The organism is Brytella acorum (assembly GCF_029309905.1).
In the GTDB taxonomy this organism is placed as follows: domain Bacteria; phylum Pseudomonadota; class Alphaproteobacteria; order Acetobacterales; family Acetobacteraceae; genus Brytella; species Brytella acorum.
Window position 1 is genome coordinate 57,253 of sequence record NZ_JARBJP010000009.1, and the last position, 22,101, is coordinate 79,353.

At 58.5% G+C, this 22,101-nt stretch carries 18 protein-coding genes; 9 read left to right on the forward strand and 9 right to left on the reverse strand.

From position 1 onward, the window contains the following. Positions 1-21: 21 nt before the first annotated feature. The 4 genes from PWM43_RS12845 to PWM43_RS12860 all read left to right on the forward strand — a co-directional run bounded on the left by PWM43_RS12845 (position 22) and on the right by PWM43_RS12860 (position 3,369). Positions 22-942, forward strand: coding sequence for a LysR substrate-binding domain-containing protein (locus PWM43_RS12845; protein ID WP_289842919.1), 921 nt, complete (start codon positions 22-24; stop codon positions 940-942). A 102-nt stretch (positions 943-1,044) separates the two neighbouring features. Continuing rightward, complete coding sequence (panS, locus tag PWM43_RS12850) at positions 1,045-1,968, forward strand: ketopantoate/pantoate/pantothenate transporter PanS (protein WP_289842920.1); 924 nt, start codon at positions 1,045-1,047, stop codon at positions 1,966-1,968. Positions 1,969-2,050: 82 nt separating this feature from the next. After that, the gene (locus tag PWM43_RS12855; RefSeq protein WP_289842921.1) at positions 2,051-2,317 is read left to right on the forward strand and encodes a chromate transporter; all 267 of its coding nucleotides are present in this window, start codon (positions 2,051-2,053) and stop codon (positions 2,315-2,317) included. Between the two features lie 245 nt (positions 2,318-2,562). Then, positions 2,563-3,369 carry a hypothetical protein gene (locus PWM43_RS12860; protein WP_289842922.1) on the forward strand — a complete coding sequence of 269 codons (807 nt, stop codon included), beginning with the start codon at positions 2,563-2,565 and terminating at the stop codon, positions 3,367-3,369. A gap of 132 nt (positions 3,370-3,501) precedes the next feature. Here the strand turns inward: PWM43_RS12860 and PWM43_RS12865 are convergent, their stop codons facing one another. The 3 genes from PWM43_RS12865 to PWM43_RS12875 form a co-directional block, all read right to left on the reverse strand. After that, positions 3,502-4,734 carry a sensor histidine kinase gene (locus PWM43_RS12865; RefSeq protein ID WP_289842923.1) on the reverse strand — a complete coding sequence of 411 codons (1,233 nt, stop codon included), beginning with the start codon at positions 4,732-4,734 and terminating at the stop codon, positions 3,502-3,504. Between the two features lie 175 nt (positions 4,735-4,909). Further along, complete coding sequence (locus PWM43_RS12870) at positions 4,910-5,608, reverse strand: response regulator transcription factor (protein ID WP_289842924.1); 699 nt, start codon at positions 5,606-5,608, stop codon at positions 4,910-4,912. Beyond that, positions 5,605-8,856: an efflux RND transporter permease subunit gene (locus PWM43_RS12875; protein WP_289842925.1), complete on the reverse strand. Its 3,252-nt coding sequence runs from the start codon at positions 8,854-8,856 to the stop codon at positions 5,605-5,607. The genes PWM43_RS12870 and PWM43_RS12875 overlap by 4 nt, the downstream gene beginning before the upstream one ends. Before the next feature lie 369 nt (positions 8,857-9,225). Between PWM43_RS12875 and PWM43_RS12880 the strand changes: the two genes are divergently transcribed. Next, positions 9,226-10,236, forward strand: a complete 1,011-nt coding sequence (locus PWM43_RS12880; protein ID WP_289842926.1) for a sulfite exporter TauE/SafE family protein — start codon at positions 9,226-9,228, stop codon at positions 10,234-10,236. 329 nt (positions 10,237-10,565) lie between these two features. On the opposite strand, the gene PWM43_RS12885 is transcribed toward PWM43_RS12880, so the two are convergent. The 3 genes from PWM43_RS12885 to lptB are packed head-to-tail and all read right to left on the reverse strand — an operon-like array spanning position 10,566 to position 13,674. Next, positions 10,566-11,729, reverse strand: a complete 1,164-nt coding sequence (locus PWM43_RS12885) for an LptF/LptG family permease (protein ID WP_289842927.1) — start codon at positions 11,727-11,729, stop codon at positions 10,566-10,568. Then, positions 11,726-12,961 carry an LptF/LptG family permease gene (locus tag PWM43_RS12890; RefSeq protein ID WP_289842928.1) on the reverse strand — a complete coding sequence of 412 codons (1,236 nt, stop codon included), beginning with the start codon at positions 12,959-12,961 and terminating at the stop codon, positions 11,726-11,728. The genes PWM43_RS12885 and PWM43_RS12890 overlap by 4 nt, the downstream gene beginning before the upstream one ends. Continuing rightward, positions 12,958-13,674: an LPS export ABC transporter ATP-binding protein gene (gene lptB, locus PWM43_RS12895; RefSeq protein WP_289842929.1), complete on the reverse strand. Its 717-nt coding sequence runs from the start codon at positions 13,672-13,674 to the stop codon at positions 12,958-12,960. Before lptB ends, PWM43_RS12890 begins: the two co-directional genes overlap by 4 nt. A gap of 161 nt (positions 13,675-13,835) precedes the next feature. On the opposite strand from lptB, the gene PWM43_RS12900 reads away from it, so the two are divergent. Continuing rightward, on the forward strand, positions 13,836-15,122 hold the full coding sequence (locus tag PWM43_RS12900; protein ID WP_289842930.1) for a glycosyltransferase: 1,287 nt from the start codon (positions 13,836-13,838) through the stop codon (positions 15,120-15,122). Next, entirely contained in the window at positions 15,119-16,234 is a 1,116-nt protein-coding gene (locus PWM43_RS12905; protein WP_289842931.1) for a glycosyltransferase family 4 protein, read from the forward strand. Before PWM43_RS12900 ends, PWM43_RS12905 begins: the two co-directional genes overlap by 4 nt. Here the strand turns inward: PWM43_RS12905 and PWM43_RS12910 are convergent. Then, positions 16,188-17,108 carry a hypothetical protein gene (locus PWM43_RS12910; protein ID WP_289842932.1) on the reverse strand — a complete coding sequence of 307 codons (921 nt, stop codon included), beginning with the start codon at positions 17,106-17,108 and terminating at the stop codon, positions 16,188-16,190. The genes PWM43_RS12905 and PWM43_RS12910 overlap by 47 nt on opposite strands. A gap of 471 nt (positions 17,109-17,579) precedes the next feature. Here PWM43_RS12910 and PWM43_RS12915 point away from each other — a divergent pair, with 471 nt between their 5' ends. Then, positions 17,580-18,860, forward strand: a complete 1,281-nt coding sequence (locus tag PWM43_RS12915) for a glycosyltransferase family 4 protein (RefSeq protein WP_289842933.1) — start codon at positions 17,580-17,582, stop codon at positions 18,858-18,860. Beyond that, complete coding sequence (locus PWM43_RS12920; RefSeq protein ID WP_289842934.1) at positions 18,857-20,077, forward strand: glycosyltransferase; 1,221 nt, start codon at positions 18,857-18,859, stop codon at positions 20,075-20,077. The genes PWM43_RS12915 and PWM43_RS12920 overlap by 4 nt, the downstream gene beginning before the upstream one ends. 355 nt (positions 20,078-20,432) lie before the next feature. Here PWM43_RS12920 and PWM43_RS12925 read toward each other — a convergent pair whose 3' ends face one another. Both PWM43_RS12925 and PWM43_RS12930 read right to left on the reverse strand, forming a co-directional pair. Next, the gene (locus PWM43_RS12925; protein WP_289842935.1) at positions 20,433-21,776 is read right to left on the reverse strand and encodes a sensor histidine kinase; all 1,344 of its coding nucleotides are present in this window, start codon (positions 21,774-21,776) and stop codon (positions 20,433-20,435) included. Then, positions 21,773-22,101 (reverse strand): winged helix-turn-helix domain-containing protein (locus PWM43_RS12930; protein ID WP_289842936.1); only part of this gene is annotated, 329 nt, incomplete at its 5' end. The genes PWM43_RS12930 and PWM43_RS12925, both read right to left, overlap by 4 nt.

Sequence of the window (22,101 nt, forward strand, 5' to 3'; positions counted from 1 at the left end):
CATCGTCCTACGGATAGGACGATGATGGACCTGAATGACATGGCGTATTTCGTCGCCGTCGTGGATCACGGCGGCTTCGCGGCCGCCGGTCGGGCGCTCGGCCTCCAGAAATCCCGCCTCAGCCGACGCATTCTCATGCTGGAGGCACGTCTGGACGTGCGCCTGCTCAACCGCTCGTCCCGGCGATTTTCCGTCACGGAAATCGGGCGCGCCTATTATGAACGCTGCATGGCCATGCTGGTCGAGGCCGAAGCCGCCGAAGAGCTTGTGGCGCAGACCCATGCGCGCCCGTGCGGGGTGATCCGCATGAGCTGTCCGATCGGGCTGCTTTCCTTCCGGTTCGGAGTGCTTATCAGCCGCTTCATGATGGAGAATCCCGAGGTGGAAATCCGTCTGGATGCGACCAACCGACGCGTGGACGTGATCGCCGAGGGACTGGACCTCGCCATCCGTGTGCGTTTTCCGCCCCTGCCGCCGTCAGATCTGGTGATGCGCAAACTCGATGACAGCACGCAGTGCCTCGTCGCCAGCCCGACGCTCCTGTCCGCGCCGCTGGCCTCGCCCGCCGATCTGACCGGACTGCCGAGCATGGACTGGGGCTCGACCGGCGAGAGCCATGCCTGGCAGCTTCATCATGACGACGGACGCAGCGCGACCGTTCCTCACCGCCCTCGCCTGCTGACCGACGATATGGGCGCGCTCCGCGAAGCCGCGCTAGCGGGCATGGGCGTCGTGCAGATGCCCACCATGATGATCTGGCGCGATGTCGCGGAGGGCCGCCTTATCTCCGTTCTGCCTGAGTGGCGACCGCCCACCGGGCTGATCCACGCGGTTTTCCCCTCGCGCCGTGGTGTCCTGCCCTCGGTGCGCGCCCTGCTGGATTTCATGACGGACGCTTGCATCGCCCAAAGCATGGATGCCGCCCGAACCATGCGCCCGTGATTATGCGTCCGTGACATGCGCTCGTGACATGCGCTCTGGCCTCATCATCTCAGGGCGGGATAAAGGAACAACCATGAGTGACTTCCGAGCGACTGGCCCTGCATGCTGACCCGTCTTTTTCCCGTATGGGCCCTGTGCGTGTCCGTGGCGGCCATTTGTGCGCCGCATCCCTTCCTGTCTCTGACATCCGCGATCACCCCGCTGCTCGCATTCATCATGTTTACGATGGGCATAACGCTGACAGCTGGAGATTTTACGCGTATTGCCCGACGTCCCCTGCCCGTAATCGCCGGTGTGACGCTGCATTATCTCGTCATGCCTCTGGCGGCATGGGCCATCGCGCACGCCCTTTGCATGCCCCCTCAACTGGCGACAGGCATGGTTCTCGTTGGATGTGTCGCCAGCGGAACGGCCTCCAACGTCATGATCTATCTCTCGCGCGGGGATGTCGCGCTTTCGGTGAGCATAAGCACCCTGTCCACGCTGGTCGGCATCGTGGCGACCCCTCTGCTGACACGGCTTTACGTCTCGGCGGATGTGACGGTCGATAGCTGGGGCCTGTTCAGAAGCATCATCCTGATCGTTGCGCTGCCTGTTTTGGGCGGCCTCGCCGTCAATACATGGGGCCACCGTTTCGTAAGACGCGTCGAACCTGCCCTGCCACTGGTCGCCATGGTTTCGATCCTCACGATCATCGGATGCATCGTCGCTGGCGTCAGCCCGTCCCTGCCTTTGGCTGGCCCCCTCGTTCTTGTCGGCGTGATCATCCACAACGCCGTCGGCCTGCTCGGAGGCTACTGGGGCGGCCGCCTTCTGCGCTTTGACGAGAGCGTATGCCGCACGCTCGCGCTTGAGGTCGGAATGCAGAATTCCGGCCTCGCCGCGACACTGGGCCGGATCTATTTCTCTCCTCTGGCGGCACTGCCGGGCGCCATTTTTTCCATCTGGCACAATATATCGGGTTCGCTGCTGGCAGCCTTCTGGTCCGCACGGCCCACCGCTTCGCCGGATCCGACGAAGCGCTAGGGCGGCGCGGCCAAGACCGCCCCTCGATCTCACGCGACGCGGGTTTCTACATTACACACCAAACAGGTGACCGATCCCGCCGGTGACGATCATCGCCACGATGCCCCAGAACGTCACACGTAACCGCCCCGCGACGCAGGCTGCCATGCGTGGTACCAATGCCGCTGTTGTGGGTCTGCTGGGCGCCACTTTGTACACGCCGGTCTGGACGGGCGCGGTCAAATCATCGGGCGATCTCGGACTCGTACTTGTCGGCTTCGCTCTGCTGACACTCTGGCGGGCACCCCCACTGGTCGTGGTCGTCATCAGTGCCGCAGGAGGAATCGTTTTGGGACAAACAGCGTCATGAAAAGCTACGCATGTATTTTATGGCCGGAGCGAAATGCGCGACGAGCGGGAGTCGCGATCACGATCTGGCCTGACATCGAAAGTATAGCCGCCTTCCCGCAGCGTTGCGCTCAAACCGCCTGACAATACTCCCTGTACCCGCGGATCGGGAGATTGGGAAATTATAAGCTGACAATGCTTGCTCTTTCGCTTTTCTCAAGGGCCATGATCACCCGTGCCTCACAATCCGCCATTGAGAGATCGCTCATGCCCAGTCGTCCGGACCGTCGTCGATCAGAGCGAATTCGACGTTCAGGGAAATGGATATTGTGGTTCGGAGCCCTGCTGATCCTTTTATTCGTCTCGCTCGGGGCGAAGGCTTCCGAATGCGGTTCGCAGTCTCTCATCATTTCCTATCGAACGACACCTGCGGGGCGTCCCGGACTACTGGGCGCGCTGCGTACCCGGCTGGCCCCTCGTTTGGAGAAGCTGCGCGCCAGGGACGCATTGTCTCACTACCGCATCCTGTTCAGCCGGTTCGTCGACTCACAGACATGGGACGCTCTCGTGATTCTGGAATTCCGGAACGATGCCCAGTCAACGGCCTGGCGTCATGTCGATCAGAAAACCCCCGGCGGCATCGACACTAAAAATCTGGCGACCTCCCTCGCGTTGGAAAGCACCGTGTCCGACTGCGTCGGTCATGGCGGCCCTCTTTCTGGCAACCCAGATCCGGTCTACATGGCCATACCGTATGATTATTTCGTTTCTCCGGCCGAATATGCAGCTTATGCCCGCGCTTATGTGGAGCCGCAGACCAATGGCTGGATGAACGCAGGCGCCCTGAATGCCTACCAACTCTACATGGCACGCTACCCCGCCGGTCGAAGCTGGATGTCGCTCCTGCTCCTCGCCTATCACGGTGACGCAGGCCTGAACGAACGCAACGCCGTGGTCGCCGCCACACGCAAATCGTTGGCCACAAACCCCGAGTGGACGGCGCGGGCGCAGGGGAAGCAGCATATCCGCGCTGAAAAGGCTGCCATGATCGCCGATATGATCGCCGGCCAGTGAGGACTGCCGGAAGGGCCATCGGAAAGTTCCTCAAACATGCACGCGCCGACCACACGGGATGTCGACCACCATTCCCGCGCACAGCTTACGCCACTGGAAATATCGGAGCAGCGGTTCGCAGGATGACAAGCCTTATGGACGATACGGGATCGGAACAGGGATCATGATGTCGCAGCGCAGCCCCGGATTGTTGTCCCCAAGCCGGATGTTGCCGCCATGCAGCCGGACGATCGCCCGCACCATGCTCAGTCCCAGCCCGGTGCCGGGCACGGTGCGGCTTGCATCGAGCCGCACCATTTTCTCGAAAACCCTTTCGCGATCGGCAGCGAGGATACCAGGCCCCGTATCCGACACGACAAGAACAGTCCCTCCTTGACCTTGATTGGCGGAGAGGGTGATTTTCGTTCCTGAAGAACAATGGTTGATGGCGTTTTCGATCAGGTTGGACAGCATCTGAACCAGCAGAACACGGCTGCCCTCGATCACCATGTCGGGTGGCGGCATGGCCACGACAAGAGTCTGCGCGTGGTCTTCGGCAACCGCCAGATAAGACGCGTTGATCGTCTCGAACAGCTCCACGACCGGGAGCGTCTGGCTATCCGGAATGCGGTCCCCTGCTTCAATCTGGGCAAGTCTCAGAAGAGATGAGAAAATCTCAAGTGCATCATGAAGATCGTCTTTTGCCCTCTCCAGCGCGACATTTCGACTGTCAGGCTGAGGCGTGTCTGTGGCTTCGTCGAGATGCTGCCCCAGTCGCGCCAGAGGCCGTCGCATGTCATGGGCGATATCGTCCGACACCTGACGCACACTGGCGATCAGAACCTCATTCCGATCGAGCATCGCATTCAGGCTGCCGGAAAGATGATCGAATTCGTCTCCGGTTCCATTGAGGACAAGTCTGCGTGAAATATCGCCCCGCATGATTTCGCGCGCGGTCAGGCTAACGCTTTCGATTTTGCCGAGCACAAGACGGCTAAGGATAAAACCGCCGCCAAGGCCAATCAGAAGGAAGGCGACACTGCTCCACGCCAGGCTGAGCCAGAGATCGCGACGCAGGGACTGGAGGGGCGTGGCGTCGATGCCAACAAAGAAATAACCGCCGTCACTCAGAATCGTGCCATATCCGATCACAGGATGGCGGTCGGGACGCACTGTGCGGTGCGTCCAGGACAGCCACCTCCACCCCGCAACCGCTCGCAGATGGAACATATTGCCGGTGGCGACATGTTCCTCGGCGTCCTGTAGCAGATAATAAAATCCCGGCTCGTGCTTAACGAGTTCGCTCACGACAGGACGCAGAAGCGTGGTATTCTGACCATGGGCTTCCGAAAAGGTCTCGTCCCGTTCATTTGCAACGGTAAGCATGATCTGTTGCGAGAGCAGTTTTTGGCTATGGTATCCGGACAACGCCATAACCATCAGTCCGCTGACGAGGAAACAGGCGGCAAACAAGCCGACAATGCGAAATGACGAACTGCGGAAGACCGGCAGTCGCCGTGACGATGCCTGAGAGGTCAATGTCCGGGATATCGTCATGATGTCAGGGATGCCGCAACACATAGCCCTGACCTCTGATCGTGTGGATCAAGGGCGGAGCGCCCCGGCCCAGACGTTCACGCAGTCGGCTGATATGTGTTTCGACAAGATTGGTCCGAATGGGAAAATCGATATTCCACACCGACTGAAGCAGCATTTCCCGCGTGACCACGGCAAAAGGGCGACGCATGAAATATTCCAGAAGATTCAGTTCCTGTGACTGGATATAGAGTTTTTGTCCCGAACGATGAACTTCCCGTTGCAGAAGATCCAATTCGACATCGGCGAAGATCAGGCGTGTTTCCTGAGGATGAGATCGCGTGCGACGCAGCAGGGCGTCGAGTCTGGCCGAAAGCTCGGTGACCGAAAAAGGCTTGACGAGGTAATCGTCAGCACCGCGCCTCAAGCCTGTCACGCGGTCGCTGATCCCATCCATGGTCGTCAGAAACAAAACTGGCGTCCGGATATCGGCCGTGCGCATGTCTTCCAGAATATTCAGGCCATCCAGACCGGGAAGCCTGCGATCGAGAATGACGCAGTCCCATGATTCGTTGAAAGCCAGATTTCGGCCCTGTGTGCCGTCTGCAACGACCGTGAGGGCGACATGCGCCAGTGTGGGTGATCGCTCGATATAAGTCGCCGTATCCAGGTCGTCTTCGACCAACAGAACGCGAGGCATCGCTTTATGGGAGTTATCTGTCACGGCATGGGTTCCGCTGTCGCATGGTGTCGGTGTCTGGCGTCGGAGCGCTGACCGCCGCAGGAGAACCTGCCCAGCACCAGATAGAGGACCGGGGTCGTGTAAAGTGTGAGAGCCTGACTGATGGCGAGACCCCCAAGGATCGTGATGCCGAGAGGCAAACGAAGTTCGGCACCGTAGCCATGACCGAACACCAGCGGCAAAGCCCCGAACGCCGCCGCGAATGTGGTCATCATGATGGGCCGGAACCGCAGCGCACAGGCCTGGCGGATGGCGTCCCCGACGCTGTAGCCGACTCTTTCTGCTTCTATGGCAAAATCGACCAGCATAATGGCGTTCTTCTTGACGATGCCGACAAGCAGGAGCAGCCCGATCATAGCCATGAGGGAGAATTCCTCCCCGAATACCCAGAGGCCCAGCATCGCGCCAGCACCCGCCGATGGTAGGGTAGACAGCACGATGAGCGGATGAACATAGCTCTCGTAGAGAATCCCCAGGATGACATAGATCCCGAAAATAGCCGCTCCGATCAGAAGTGGCTCACGGCTGGCCGAACTGCGCAACTGTGCGGCATTGCCTGCGTAAGCCCCTTGAACCGACGAAGGGAGCCTGATTTCGGCCACAACGCGGTCAACGGCATTCATCGCCTGGTTGAGCGACACGCCGGATGGAAGATTGAATGAGACTGTCGCAGCCGTCGCCTGCCCTTGGTGATTGACGGCCAGGGCTGTCCTGTTCACACGACGGGTCGCGACCACCGAGAGCGGGATCATGGTTTCACGCGCCGTCGATACCGCCGATCCCAAAGAGGCGGAAGCCCCTCCGGCAAGGCCGTTGGCAATCTGGTTGGTGACGCTCTGCGCGCTGGTATCGTTCGTCGTAACCGTCGCGATCGGCAGCCTTACCCGGATCAGATTGGATTGTGATGCGCCCCTGGGACTGCCTCCCGAAGTGCTGATCCATGTTTGTGCAAGCGATTCCGGCGATTGCCAGAAGCGCGGAGCGACTTCCATCACGACGCGATATTGATTGAGCGCATTATAAATGATGGACGCGGCCCGCTGCCCATAGGCGTCATACAGGACGTTGCCGACCAGTTGTGGCGTGATCTGGACGCGGGACGCCGTGTCGCGCTGGATCTGTATATCCATACTGTCGCCGCCAAGCAGAACGTCTGACGACACATCCATCACGGTTTTCTCCTGCTTCAGCCGTGCCACGAGACGCTGGGCGTAGTCATAAAGCTCCCGCGGATCGTCTCCTTGCAGACTGTATTGATAGGCCGCATTGCTCGGACGCGCCCCGATCCGAATGGCGCCCCGCTGGAGCGCGAAGAACCGCGCATCTTTCATGACGCGGGTTCGTTGACCCAACCGTCTGACGGTTGTGGCCACAGAATCTTTCCGCACGGCCTTGTCCGTCAGGCGAATGAAGATGTTTCCCTGGTTGGACGCTCCCCGACCGCCAAGGAACCCGGCGACACCAGCAACATCCGGATCCTGCAGGAGCAGTTCCTGAACCGTTTTCATGTCACGTTCCATGGCCTGGAAAGATATGGTCTCGTCTCCGATGACGCGGCCAAGAAGCATGCCTGTATCTTCGACGGGGAACAGCCCCTGGGGAAGACGCTGATAGAGGGCACCGGTGAGAACGAGCGTCAGCGGAAGGGAAAGCAGGGTCAAGATCTGGTGGCGCAGGGCGATGGCGAGGGTGCGTTGATAAATACGCAGAGAACGATCATGCCAGTTCTCCATTACGCGAATGAAAGCATTGTCGACCACTTGTACTCCCAGACGGGCGCAGAGCATGGGCGTCAGACTCAGCGACAGCACCTCGGAGACGACCAGCGTCAGAGAGACGGTGATGGCGAATTCGTGAAACAGGCGCCCGGTCAATCCTCCCATCAGCAGGATCGGCAGAAATACGACGATGAGCGACGCCGTGATCGAGACGATCGTAAAGCGCACCTCGCGCGCACCACGTCGTGCGGCCTCGAAGGACGGCATGCCCTGCTCGACGTAGCGGGCGATATTTTCGGCAACCACGATCGCGTCATCAACCACGAAGCCGGTCGCGATCGTGAGGGCCATCAGCGACATGTTGTCGAGACCATCGCCAAGGAGCCACAGGAAACCGAGTGTGCCCAGGAGGGAGGCCGGAATGACGATGGCAGGGACCAGAACGATACGCGGGGAACCGAGGAACAGCAGGACAATCGCGATCACCAGAACGACCGAGAGACCGAGCGTCATCCGGGTGTCCGCGAGGGAAGCGCGGATGACGACAGAACGATCCATCACCACCGCGAGATCCACGCCTGAAACAAGGCCACTCGCAAGGCTGGCATGGTCGCGGTGGAACTGGTCCATGGCGGCGACCACATTCGCGCCGGCCTGCATATAGACCTGCGCGATAATAGCTGGCTTGCCGTCATGATAGCCGGCATTGCGAACATCCTCCACCCCGTCGACGATTGTGGCGACATCCGTCAGATGAATGGGACGACCATCGCGCCAGGCGACCACCAGTTGCCGATAGTCGGCCGCATGATGCACCTTGTCGTTGGTCTCGATCTGCATGCGCAGGCCGTTCGTATCGATAAAGCCTTTGGGAGTGCGGGCGTTAGCGGATGCCAGCGCAGCGCGGATATCCTCGAATCCCAGTCCGTATTTGTACAGGACCAGCGGATCAATTTCGACGCGCACAGCCGGTAGAGCACTACCGCTGATCTGTACCACCCCCACGCCGCGAATCTGCGAGAGACGTGGCAGGAGCCTGTTGGTGGCCTGGTCATAAAGTTCCGGCAGAGTGCGTGTGCTGGATGTCAGCGCCAGAATCAATGCCGGAGGATCATTCGGGTTGGCCTTGGAATAGGTCGGGTTTTGGCGAAGCGTCGCGGGAAGGTCGGCTCGGGCAGCCTGAATGGCCGCCGCGACATCGCGGGCAGCCCCATTGATATCGCGCGCAAGCGCGAACTGAAGGGTCACACGCAGCATGCCACTACTGGACTGGGAGGTCATTTCCTCAAGCCCGGCGATGGTGCCGAGATGGCGTTCGAGGGGTTCGGCAATCGAACGCGAAATCTGTTCCGGTGTTCCGCCGGGCTGAAGCGCCTGCACCTGGATGGCGGGGAAGTCGATATTCGGCAGATCGGACAGCGGGAGCAAAGCATAGCCCATGAGCCCGAACAGGCAGAGCGAAACGGTCAGCAGGATCGTCGCGACCGGTCTGGATATGAACCAATCCGTCATGAGGGTGGGGGTTTCAATTCAATATGTCGGAGATCCTCATCAGGATCGGTTCGTCACCCTCATTGAACTCAGGGCCACCGGCAAGACAAAGCCGCAAAAATTGGGAACTTTTAACAGAAACAAATATCCAGCCCGCACGTAAATGCGATACAATCCAGACATCGGTACAAATTAAAAATATTCGCGCGTCGCATTCGAGCACAAAACAATGCTGGGTCGATTTTTTTTGCTTTTATTAAACTCGTCATGTGGCTCCAGGATATCTGGACCCGGAAGAAATCTCGTTTTTTACGTCTGATCGCTCCAGTCGTTCGACGATGATGACACTCCATAATAGGCGATGAAGCAACGGAACAGGAGGCTTCGGATATGGTGTTCGCATTTATCGCACTATTCATTATTTCAACCGTCGCATTCGCCCTGAGCGCGGTCTCGGGCGGAGGGGCCGGCTTGATCGTAATGCCAGTGCTCGGGCTGATACTCGCCGCCGACCATGTGCCGGCTGCGCTCTCGATCGGCACGGCTGTCAGTTCCGTGTCACGCATAGCCCTTTTTTTTAAAGCCATTCGCTGGCAGATCACGATGCGGTTCGTCCCCTTGGCGTTGCCTGCCGCCTGGGGTGGTATCGTGCTCATCAAGCAGATCCAGCCTGCCTACCTGGATTTTCTTCTCGGCCTTTTTCTGCTCGGCAACCTTCCGCTCCTGCTTCGTGGCCACAAAAGAGACAGCAACGTTCGGGATGCCGACGGCATGAGATGGCTCCCGATCGTCGGCGCTCTGGCCGGTTTCATTTCGGGCTTCACCGGAGCCGTCGGGTTACTCTTCAACGGCTTTTATCATCGTCTTGGATTGCGCAAGGACGAAATCGTCGCAACGCGCGCCGCCAATGACATCCTCCTCCATCTCGTGAAAGTCGCTCTTTACGCCATTTACGGACTGATCGACCAGACGACCCTTGTGGCCGGTCTCGCAATCGCAATCGCGGCACTGGTCTCGTCCGCCGTCATGAAAGCATGGCTGCACCATGTTCCTGATCACCTGTTCCGGCAGATCGGACATGGCGCGGCCGTTATCGCCGGTGTGTCCATGATGGTTTTGGCCGGTCACCAAATCACCGTGCAAAATAACGTCAGGATTCGCTATGCCCAGCGCACGGACGAGACGGAACTGGCGCTCGACTGGCGGCGGCACCGTCTCTCCTTCGAGCTCGAAAATCCGATGGAACTTGAAATACGCCATGTTGTGAAGGATCGAGATGTCGCGACGGACGATCTTCCCCGGATGCGCTCCTCTTCCGGCTCCATTTTTCACCTTTCACCATCGCGCGGTTTGTACATAACCCCGTTCAGGCGGCCGCCATCTCATCCAGCACCGGTGTGAGGACGATCGTCCCGCAGATACAATCTGTCTGCGTTCATTCCAGAATTATGCCCTGTTCCGATGATCGTCAGCCATGCCGATATAGGCCGCGTCACCTTGCCCTGAGCAGGTTCACAATTCGAAGCAGAGTCTGACCGTTGGATGACGCACCCTCCGGCATTAGACCAGTGCGCATCGAAATCTCGGGCCTGGGCCGTCTGGAATGAGGTGGTTTCAGTTCCCAGAGGGCGACAACTCATATGGGCGCACGATCAAAAGATCAGGATTGGGAAAACCGGGGACCTTTCGATCAATTCAGTTCGCTTCAATTATGGTTCGATATCATAACGTTAACGTCTTCTCTTTTCGCGCCGCAGCACCAGAATGACTGTTGCGATCGCCAACAGAGGCACCAGCCATGCGGCCAGTATGGGAGGCACATCTCCGCTCTCTCCAAGCAGAGCACAGGCCCGGATTGCGGAATGAGCGAGATAACCGACGAATAGAACAGCACCGGCGATCATGGCTCTGGCACCATATGCGAGAAACGTGACAGCAAGAGCGGCAGCGAGAACCGCCATGATGCCGGGAAGCAGCGCTTCGGCAATAATCATATGTAGTTGTGTGCGGTAGGGGGCGTCCCTGTAGCCTTGCGCCTCTCGCCCGGACAAAGCCAGCAAGACACGAAAAGGTACGTATTGCACTTCCATGCCGATTACACTCAGCCAGAGTGGATCCAGCGACAACTGCAGGTCCATGTCCGTGAAGGGCGCCATGGCATTGCCCGTCAGAGCATCGCTCATCGACAGGCGGGCAATCCCATCTGGCGATTGCCATTTTCGCCCTGTTTTGACGTGCCAGACATTGCTCTGTCCGACCTGCTCCGCACTGGCCGCGCGAACAACCTGCACAAGCTGGCCCGGACCGGCAAAACGGAAAAATTCAAGCTGGGTCAGCACGGGCCGTCCCGTCTGAACGACATGCGTGCTTAAAAGCCCGTCCCGGAGGACAATCCAATTGAGATTGCTTTCCCGCGCACGATCAAGACGTTGACCGTCACGCCCGATCCTTTCCTTCATCTGGACGGCCATTGAAGCCGGGCCAAGCCACGCGTCCAAGGCGACATCCATCGGTCCAAGGCAAAGGCCGAGCAGAAGGGCCGGCATCAAGCTCTGGGCCGGTGAGCGACCGCTGTTGAAGAACAACGTCCTTTCGCCAGAACGCGTGTGCATGAGTTCGGTTACGAACACGCCCAGGAAGGTCATGAATGGCACCAGCGGGCCGATCAGCCTCGGCGTGCGTAAAAGACAAAAGCGCACGACGCATCGGGTCGTGCCGGAGTGGCAGGCTTGTGTGATGTTGTCCATCTGGGGCCACAGATCGATCGTAAGCGCAATAATCCACAGCACCAGCACGATCAGCACGACCTGCCGGAGATAGGCCAGCAGTACATAGCGGGTATAGTGGCCCAACGGAGCGAGACGAACCCGGCGCGGCAGTGGAGCCTGCTTCACGCGCGCGACAGCTGCGGACGGAACAGCGCATCCTGAAGCCGGAGGACGAGAGCGGCCAAAGCCAGAGCGCCCGCAGTCGTAAAGGCAAGAAGAACCATCATGACCAGACCGACATGATCATTCTCCAGTGCGAGAATGATCCATTCGGTCGAAATATTGAATGACATCAGAACAATACAGGCCACAGGCAATGCCAGATACACGGTCCGGCGCGTCGTCAGACACACGCTGATGAAAGCGAGAACGGGCGCCATGATGCATAGCAGACCACGCCCAACCCTCTCTCCCAATATTCTGGTCAGAGTGTCAGGAGCAATGTGTCCGACGCCATGTCCCTTTGACATCAGTCCGGCTGCCAGTTCGGCGGATGTCAGCTCCTCCCCGTCATATCCGCGTGCGGCGAAAGGCAGGACATCGGATAAAACCAGTGTCCTGTCCGATGTCCGGGCCGAAAATGTCGCGGCACCACCATCTGCGGTACAGGAGGTGACACTCGGATCGAAACAGAAGACCCGCCACGCCACATCTCCGAGTTGGAGAGGAACATATCCGTTAACCTCTCCCTTCGCGACACTGGCGCTACCGGCAAGAATGACCCGGAAGCGGCCTGGCCCGTCGGGTTCACGGATGAAGATATTGCGCTTGAGGTGAGAATTGTCGTTCATCTGGGGCGGTGCGAACATGACGCGGTCATTGGCGAAATAGAACTGACCGGCACTTCTTCCTACCGTCAATGCCAGGTATTCGGCTCTGAAAAGTACGGCGCGCTGGGCATAGAGCGACAGCGGGTTGACGACACCCGATACGACCAGTGACATGACGCAGGTCGCGATCGCCAGCGCCATGCCCGGCAGGATCAGATGTCGCGGTCCCATGCCAGCTGCCCCCAGCACGAGCAGTTCGCGGTTCTCCCGTATCTGGAGCAAGGCCAGGTAAGTCGCGACCAGAAGAGCCATAGGCAGGGATAGATCGACGATTTGCGGGACAGTCAGAACGTAGACCACGAGTGCCTCGGGAAGCCCCGCGTGATTGCGCAACACGTCGCGAAACACCATGGGAAAACGCTCGGACAGGAACACTGCCTCGACCAGCAGCATCACGAAGAGACCCAGACGAAGACAGTCGCGCAGGAACTGGCGTATCCTCAATGTGCCATACCCGGCCACGATGGCGGACAGGCGTGCGATTGCCGTGCGCGCGCTGGTGACCTGCGGTTCTGCCGGCTCGGTCATATCTGAAATGCCCCGCCCAGATAAGCCTCGCGCACACGCCGATCGGCGACCAGAGTGGCGGCGTCACCTTCCGCCAGAACATGCCCGTCGCAGATGACATAAGCCCGATCGACGAGCCGTAGCAGTTCCAGAGCGCTATGGTCGGTTATCAGCACACCCACATGACCGTGCGTCATCGCGCGGATCAGGGTGGCTATCTCCCTCACATTGACCGGATCGACCCCGGCGAACGGCTCATCCAGCAACGCGAAGGTGGGATTGCAAGCCATGGAAATGGCAATCTCGCAGCGCCGCCGTTGTCCACCAGACAGCGATCCAACACGCGCACCTCGCAAGGAAGCGAGACTGAAATCCGTCAGAACCCGTTCCATATGCCGCGCGCGCGCCGGTCCGTTGTCTGTACTTGTCTCCAGAACGACAGCTATCGCCTGTTCCACGGTCATCGTGCGCGGCAGAAAACTCGTCTGGGGCAGATAGGCCAGCCCGTATCGGGCGCGCTCGTAAAACGGCAGATACGTTACGTCCGCGCCATCGAGGGCGACGTTTCCGCCATCGGGCATCAATTCGCCCGTCAACATCCGAAAGGTGGTGGACTTGCCCGCCCCGTTCGGCCCCAGCAGACCGACGATCTCGCCCCGGCGCACCGTCAGACTGACATCGCGTATGACCGTGCGTTTACCCCATGATTTCATGATCCGATGGGCCGACAACATAAAACCAGCTTTCCCTGTGAGATCCGCAACGCGACCGCCAGTTTCCCGCGATCCGTTTTTTGATCCCGTCACGCTCCACGTCCATCCATTGCGTTGACGCGACGGATACGGCAAAAATTCGGGCCAGATCGGTGCCATCATGTGAGCGAACATCTGTTACCATGTCAATCGAGTTACCAAGGCAAGCTGCCGGCGAGACGGATGGAAGCCGCCTTCGCGTCCTGTTTATCAATGATACGTCCCGAAACGGCGGCCCCGGACAAACCCTGCTGGATATCCTGAAATTTCTGCCCCCCGCGCTCATCGACCGCAGCGTCATGCTGCCGCGTGAGGATATCGTCAGTCAAAGGTTGCGCGAGCACAATGCCGTCGAAACATTGATCATCGAACCGGCGATTATCGAAAATCTCGTCCAGCCCTTTTTCCGCGCAATGACCCGTGATGATTTTTCAGCCTCCCGCGCATTACGTGCATTGCGCGCCGCAGGCAATGTCGCGCGAGCGGTGACAGGTGCGCTGAGATTGGTCCGCCGCGTTCGGCAGGAACGATATGCGGTGGTTTTCTGCAATGGCACGACGGCCAATTTCATAGGAGGAGTATTGGCGGCTCTTCTGGGCGTGCCTGTGGTCTGGCACGTTTTTTATCCTGCCGTACCGCCAGTCCTGCGCGGATTTCATCGGTGGTTGGCTGCCCGGGCAGGCGTGCGCTCAATCCTGTGCGTGTCGAATGCGGTCGCTTCCCAGTTCGCGTCCGGCATGTCCAAGGTCCGCGTGCTCCATGATGCGCTTGATATTGCTGAATTCGACCGGATAGCGGCCTCTCCGGTTCTGAAAAAAGAACTCGGACTGCCGGAAGACACACTCATTTTCGGCGCGCATGGTCGTATTCTGCCCCATAAAGGTTTCGTCGAACTGATCCGCGCGGCTCATGTGGTTTCCAGTCGACTGGATGAGGCCACACGCGCCCGGTGTCGCTTTGTCATTCTTGGCGATACCCCGCAGGATATGCCTGTCGATCATCTTGAGGAGTGTCGGGAACTGGTTCGGACACTCGGACTGGAAAAACAGGTATTGTTTATCGGATTCCGGCCGCTGGTGCGTCCCTATCTTGCTGCTTTCGATGTAGCGATCGTGCCGAGCGTGTATCCAGACCCGCTGCCAAGGGCCGTTCTCGAAGCCATGGCGATGCGCAAGCCCGTAATCGCCTTCGCGGTCGGCGGTATGGGCGAGATGATCACGGATGGCGCGGAAGGGCGACTTCTGAATGGTCATCCACCCGATATCGAGGGGCTGGCCGAAGCCTGCCTGAACGTGATCAGGGATCCCGCGACGTGGCGCATCCGGGGAAATGCGGCACGCGCACGTATCGAACGGGATTTCAACGCCCGGACTCACGCGGACGCCGTCACGCGCGAACTGTTCCGGTCGGCAAACGTGTCCGTACCATGAACAGGACGCATAAGGTCGTTCACGTCGTGGTGGCGGGCGATATCGGCGGCGCCGAGCGCCTGCTGGTGGATCTGACGACCCGTCCGGCTGAAAGCGGAGCCGAACATTGCGTGGCCCTGATGACTCCCAACCCGAAGCTGAGAGCGTATATTGCCGCAAGCGGCGTCCCGATCCGGGATCGGGGGCCGGTCAGGGCCGATCCTTTTTCCTATCTGTGGCGTGCGTTCGGTCCGGGCGATGTGCGATGGCTGCGAACCGTCCTGAAGGAAGAATGCGCCACGACTGTCCATGTGCATACTTACGCCTCGCATGTCATCGGCGTTCGCGCGGCGAGGTCTCTGGGCTTGCCGGTCCTGCGCACGGAACACGGTGTTCAGCATTACACCGACCCGAGTTGCGCGCTTTTTCGCTCCTGGGCGCTACGGCACACGGATTGCGTCGTCGCGGTCAGCGACTACGTGCGCCGCTTTGTGAGTCGCCGCGCCCCCTTCGTGGCAGACCGCATCCGCGTTGTCCGCAATGGCGTGGATACGTGCTATTTCGCACCGGCATCCTCTTCCTTGTCTGGTCCGTTTACGCTGGCGCTCGTCTGTCGGCTGGAACCATGGAAACAGGTCGATCTGGTGATTCGGGCTGCGGCGCGCGTGCCGGGACTGCATGTACGTATCGCGGGCGATGGCAGCGCCTGCGGCGCACTGAAAGCCCTGACGCGGAAGCTGGGAATAACGGATCGTATCGTCTTCATGGGGTACCAATCCGATCCGCGTCCCGTCATCGCCGCATGTGATGCCGCCATCAACACTTCCCGCGACGAGCCGTTGGGCCTGTCCGTCATGGAAGCGCTGTCGATGGGCCTCCCGGTAGTCGCCTTCGACGGCGGCGGCATTCCCGAGATCGTGCATGATGGCGCCACGGGATGGCTTGTGCGGCGACATGATGTCGAAGCGCTGGCGGAGACGCTGACCCGGGTCGCGGCCAGCCGGGCCGAAGCCGCGCGACGAGGGCGCGCGGCGTACGATTTCGTACAGCGCGAATGCCGTATCGAGATGATGTGCGAGAGATATGCTAACGCCTATGCATCGCTGCGGAGCGCCCGGCACGCAGATGCGTGACCAGCCAGGTGAAACTCACCACGGCAAAGTCCAGAACCTGCTGAAAAACGGTCATGATGATCAGAACCGCCGCGACCTTGGGACGGGAGAGATCCATCATGCCAGCCGCTTCCAGGCCCAGACCGACGAAAAGAATATCTTTGCCCGGCACGAGCGGCAGCCGCGTGACGATCAGTCTGAGCGCCACGAATTCAAAGCAGAGGAACGCGCTCGACAAGGCGCCGGAGAACCACCAGCTCGCGAATTCGAGTGCGAGTGTCACACCGCTGCGCATGAAATGCACGCCAAAGGTCCAGACCATTTCCCGCCGGGTCAGGCGCGTGAGACGCGCTCCCGCCAGCATCAGCACAAGGCACGGGAGCAGCGGCAGGGTGGACGCTCCCAGAAGCATCCATCTCCGCGCTCCGGTAAGAAGCGGCACACTGGCTCCGCTGAACAGCAGGAAAATCATCAGCACTGTCCAGACCATCATCAGCCCGGCCCCGCCGGACAGCAAGGCTGACTCCCGGACGACGTGAAGCAGGTTGTCGCGTGTGATCCGTAGTTTCTTCTGCGCCCAGAAAAAGAAATAGGCCTCGCCAGAATACTCGATCAGCACGGAATTTAAATAACGTTTGCGGAAGAGCACAAATAGCGGGAGCTGCCCGGATACATCCAGCAGCCGGCGAAAAATCACCCATTCCGAAACAGGCTGCACCCCATAGGGTACGAACTGGATAAGGTAGAAAGCCGGAGGACGCGGCCGCGCGTTCCAGACCTGTATCCAACCGATCGCACTCAGGCTATGGGCTAGAAAAACAAGCATGACCGCAGGGAAAAACCAGCGCGACCCCGAAGTCACGCGCGTTATGATCCGGCCTTTCAGGTTGGGCATCTGAAGCGACTTCCCCTGAGATGCTTTTCCCTCGATGTGGCCTTCAAGCGCGCCACTTCGATGTGGTTTCGCCAATGTTCAGCGGATGGCGATGAAGAGCTATCAAAATGCAACATTGGATTTCAACTGAAACCACTTTCAGAGGATGCTCGCGACAGTCGGCAAGCTATGTGCGGCATCTTGCAGCCCAGCACAAGGATAGTCTTCCCCCCTTGCTTTTGATTGGAGTTTTTTAATGAAATTGTCAAAGACAAACCGATAAAAACTGCACATATATCATAAAGAACCACGTAATTAGATTCGCCCTTCCAAGGCTGATAAAATGAAAATTCAGCTGGGATCTGAATTTCCTGTTCACGGCAAATGGTGGAGAAATGGAAATTCGTCACATACGTTCATTAAAAATAAATTACCATGCCCTGCCGTAAAATCGGCAGATTTTTCACTTGAATAGAAAAGCCGCCATTGCGCATGACCGAAACTTCTACCTTCACATGGGCAAATCCGTTGCCATACGATATGTTGGCGCCGAAACCTGCGATGACGGACGGCAATGCGTTCCATGATATGGAGTCCGCAACACGATTACCGCCCCACATACGGGGAGAGATCGCGGGCAGGCCGTTACGGATCGCGATCGTCGCCAGTTCGTATAATTTCATCAGCGATGGCGTGGCGCTTACGCTCAACCGCCTTGTCGATCATCTCGAAAAACAGGGTGTGGACGTGCGTGTTTTCACACCCGTTTCCAGCACGACTGTTTTTCCGGCACCTGGCACCATAGTACCAGTACCTTCCATTCCATTGCCTGGTCGCAGCGAATACAGGCTGGCTTTTGCCTTGCCCCATGCAGAAATCAAGACTTTCTCACCAGACCTTATCCATATCGCGCTTGCGCCAGATCCGCTTGGCTTCACAACTCTGCGTATCGCGCGGAAGCTCGGCGTGCCGCTCGTAGCTTCCTATCATACCCGCTATGAGACTTACCTTAAGCATTACTGGTACGTGGCAGCTTTTGAGAACGTTCTTAAACGCTATCTTAGTTCCTATTACGCAAATTGTCGGGAAGTATACGTTCCCAGTCAGTCGATGATCGACATTCTTCAGGCAGACGGACAGAAAGGCAAACTCGTCCTGTGGCAAAGAGGTGTAGATCCGGACCAGTTCAATCCCGGACACCGATCCATGCAGTGGCGTGCGAATCACGGTATTGATCCGGAAGAAACCGTCGTTCTTCTGGTGGCGCGCCTCGTGCGCGAAAAGCAGCTTGGTATCTTCAGTGCAACCCTCCATCAGTTGAGCTCCGATGGTGTTCCCTGTCGCGCCGTCGTCGTAGGGGACGGGCCAGAGCGCGCGATGCTCGAGCGCGCCCTGCCACAGGCCATCTTCACCGGCTTCCTGCGCGGGCAGGAACTTTCCGTAGCCTACGCATCGTCCGATATTTTCGTCTTCCCCAGCGAGACTGAAACTTTCGGGAATGTCACTCTGGAAGCGATGGCCTCGGGTCTTGTCTGTATCTGCGCCGACGCTTCGGGTAGTCGCTCTCTCGTGCTTGATGGTCTAACCGGGTTTTTGGCCCGTCCCGGAGACGTAGCGGAGTTCGCTGCCCGTGTTGAGCAACTCATTCGCAATCCCGCGCTGCGGACCGAGATGGCCGCGACAGCCCGAGCGCGGGCTCTGATGTTTTCCTGGGATCAAACCATGTCCAACCTACTGGATCACTACAAGGCGCTTGTGCGGGATTCAGTTTGAAAATCGTCGATATTTCAGAATTCTACTCGCCGACCAGTGGTGGAGTTCGGACCTATGTGGAAGCGAAATTTCGGGTAGCGGACCATCTCGGCCATAGGCTGACAGTCATAGCGCCAGGTCCGGAAGACCGAGTAGAGACACGTGGAGCGGGAAAACTGGTCTGGGTGAAAAGCCCACTGATCCCATTCGATAAAAACTATCATATGTTCTGGTCGAAACAGCCCGTCTGGCGGATACTCGACGCCGAGGCACCGGACTTCATCGAAGGTTCGTCACCCTGGCGGGGTGGCTGGATCGCGGGTACATGGCCCGGGACTACGCCCCGGGCGTTGTTCATGCATGCAGACCCTGTCGCCGTCTATCCCCAGACCTTTCTGGGAAACATATTCTCTCCAAAGCAGATTGATTCGGCATTCGGCTGGTTCTGGTCCTATTTGCGGAACCTCAACAGCCGGTTCGACGGAACAATCGTCGCCGGAGCATGGCTGGCAAGACGCTTTGCCGGACATGGGCTGAAGCATTTGCATACGGTGCCGTTCGGCGTCGATACCGCGCTCTTTTCCGTCGCACGTCGCAATGAAAAAATCCGCTGCGAAATGCTCCGCTGGTGCGGCCTGGGACCGGAAGCCACCCTTCTCGTCACGGTCGGGAGGCACCATCCTGAAAAACGCATCGGCCTCCTGATTGATGCCGTAACGCTGGCACAACAGACACGTCCGGTCGGGCTGGTGATTATGGGCGACGGTATGTCTCATGACAGCGTCCGACACAAAGCCGCGCGGGCAATCCATATTCATGTGGCTGGCAGGGTGGATGACCGTCCGCGTCTCGCCACCATGATGGCCTCCGCCGATGCTCTGTTTCATGGCTCCACAGCGGAAACATTCGGGTTCGTGGCGGCTGAAGCACTGGCATGCGGCACACCCGTCATCGTTCCCGAGGCCGGAGGAGCCGGCGACATCGCCGCTCCAGCCTATGCACAGACCTATGCCCCCGGGAACGCGAGGAAAGCGGCTGATGCCATCATCCGTTTTGCTGAACGGGATCGGATCACACTATCAACCTGCGCGCGCGAAGCCAGCGCCCGCATTGGAACGATTGACCATCATTTTGAAAAACTTTTTTCCTTATATGAGCAAATGAGATGCTCCCCATCCATGAATCTGGCGACATCAAGTGCTTCTGGTATTTTGCATAGAGATAGGGTTTTTCAATGACTATCGAGAACTGACGATGTAGGCGGCGCTTCGTGCCCCTCAGAATGAAGCGTCGCACCGGATCATGAGATGGAAGGATCGAAAGAGGTTTGATTGACGTCCTTGCGGCCTCGTTTGGGGTACTCAACGAACGATCGTTGCTCGTTCTGTCTCATCCTGCGCACCCTCCATATTTTCATATATGACGAAACCACAGAGTTCAGCGGCCCAATTCAGATAAGCGGCGTCTCGACAATCTCCGGAGCCATGCACTTCTGACCGACTGGAAATATGATGCTGACTGTCTCAGCGATGTCGTGGAGGAAAACCACTCTGGTTCTGGAGGCCGTTCAGATCGGAAGGCCTCCTGGTCCGATCAGACATTTTCCTTGATCTCGTCCATCGGCAACCGGACTGTGACCAGGACACCTCTGGCTGTTCCAGGAATGGGCGAATTCACCGTCATCTCGGCATGGAGTTGCCTGGATATCTGCCGTGCGATCGCCATGCCCAGCCCACTGCCCTCGGCGTCGGTTTTTCCTCTGACGAAAGGCTTTTCCATATCCCGCAAAACGTCAACTGTAAGCGGTTCGCAATCATTATAAATCAGGACTCCATGATTCTGCGTAATAATCACGCGAACGGGCTGATCCGATGATCCATGCAGCACAGCGTTTTCGAAAAGATTGCGAAACAGGATCCCCGTTGCATCCATATCACCTCGAATCATGACATGAGATAATCCCGAAAGTGCAATCGTCCGGTCTTTTTCCCGCCCGAGTTCTTCTGCCAGAAACCGGACGACAGGCACGAGATCGAACATGCCCCCTGTCAGGGCGATACCCGACGTCGCTCGTGAAAGCTGAAGCAGCTTTTCCATCGTCCGGCCAATTCTGCGGGCCTGTTGCATGATGGTCGTTGCCCGCTCTTCATAGTCCGATCCCACAAGAAAATTCCTGAGAATCTGCACCTGCGCGAGAAGCGCCCCCACCGGATTACGCAGCTCGTGAGCCGCGTTGGCGGCGAAGGCGCGCTCGGTCGAAAGCGCCATCTTCAGACGTTCCAGCAGAAGATTGACGGCCGAATGAATGGATACGAGTTCTTCGGGCAAATCCAGGGGAGGAACAGGGGCCAAGTTCGACCCGCCCCGACTCCTGATTTCATGCTGAAGGCTTGTCAAAGGCCGCATGGCGCGACGGACTCGCCACCGGACCAGCACCCATATCGCTGGAAAAAAAATCACCATCGGCAGGATTGAAATCAGAATAGCCCGCCTGACGGCTTCATTTCTGTGAAAAGTCGGCTCACCCACCAGAATGTAATGATGACCGGACGCCGAGGCTGCAACATACACCCTGAATAACGGAATGTCGTAAAACCCCGCGGCCAGACGCGGAACAAACAGCACCTCCGGCGCATTCTGCGACCCAACCTCGAGTCGACCATCCGCCGTGGCGATTTGGTAGGCCAGTGTCCGCCGATTCACCCCGGGAAGCTGCGCGATCTGGCCACCCGGAGTGTTGGCATCCTGACCGGTTCTATCCAACTCACTGATGACAAACTCCAGACGCTCGGCCACTTCCTGTAGCGAATTGTCAAGACGCTCCGTGACTTCATAACGTGTAAAAGCCGCGACAAGAATGCTGAGAAGCACCAGGGCACCAAGCACGATGATCAAGGTTCCCGACACGATGCGGGACGCCAGACTCCAACGCCTCATCGGGCCGCATTCCCCGCGAGACAATAGCCTCTACCCCTGACCGTCATGATCAGACCCGGCCCGGCTTTCTTCCGTATCCTGCTGATGAAGACTTCAATGGCGTTGCTTTCCACGTCGTCACTGAGGCCATAAAGAGCGTCTTCGATCTGCTCGCGGCTGCACAACGCGCCCGGACGGCGTGCCGGAAGTTCGACAATAGCCCATTCTCGTGCCGACAGATCGATCGTCCGGCCTTCGCGTTCAAGCTGACGGCGCGCGAGGTCTATTCTGATAGTGCCCACCATGACCACATTGTCTGGAAGGGCCGCGTAACGCCTGGCAACAG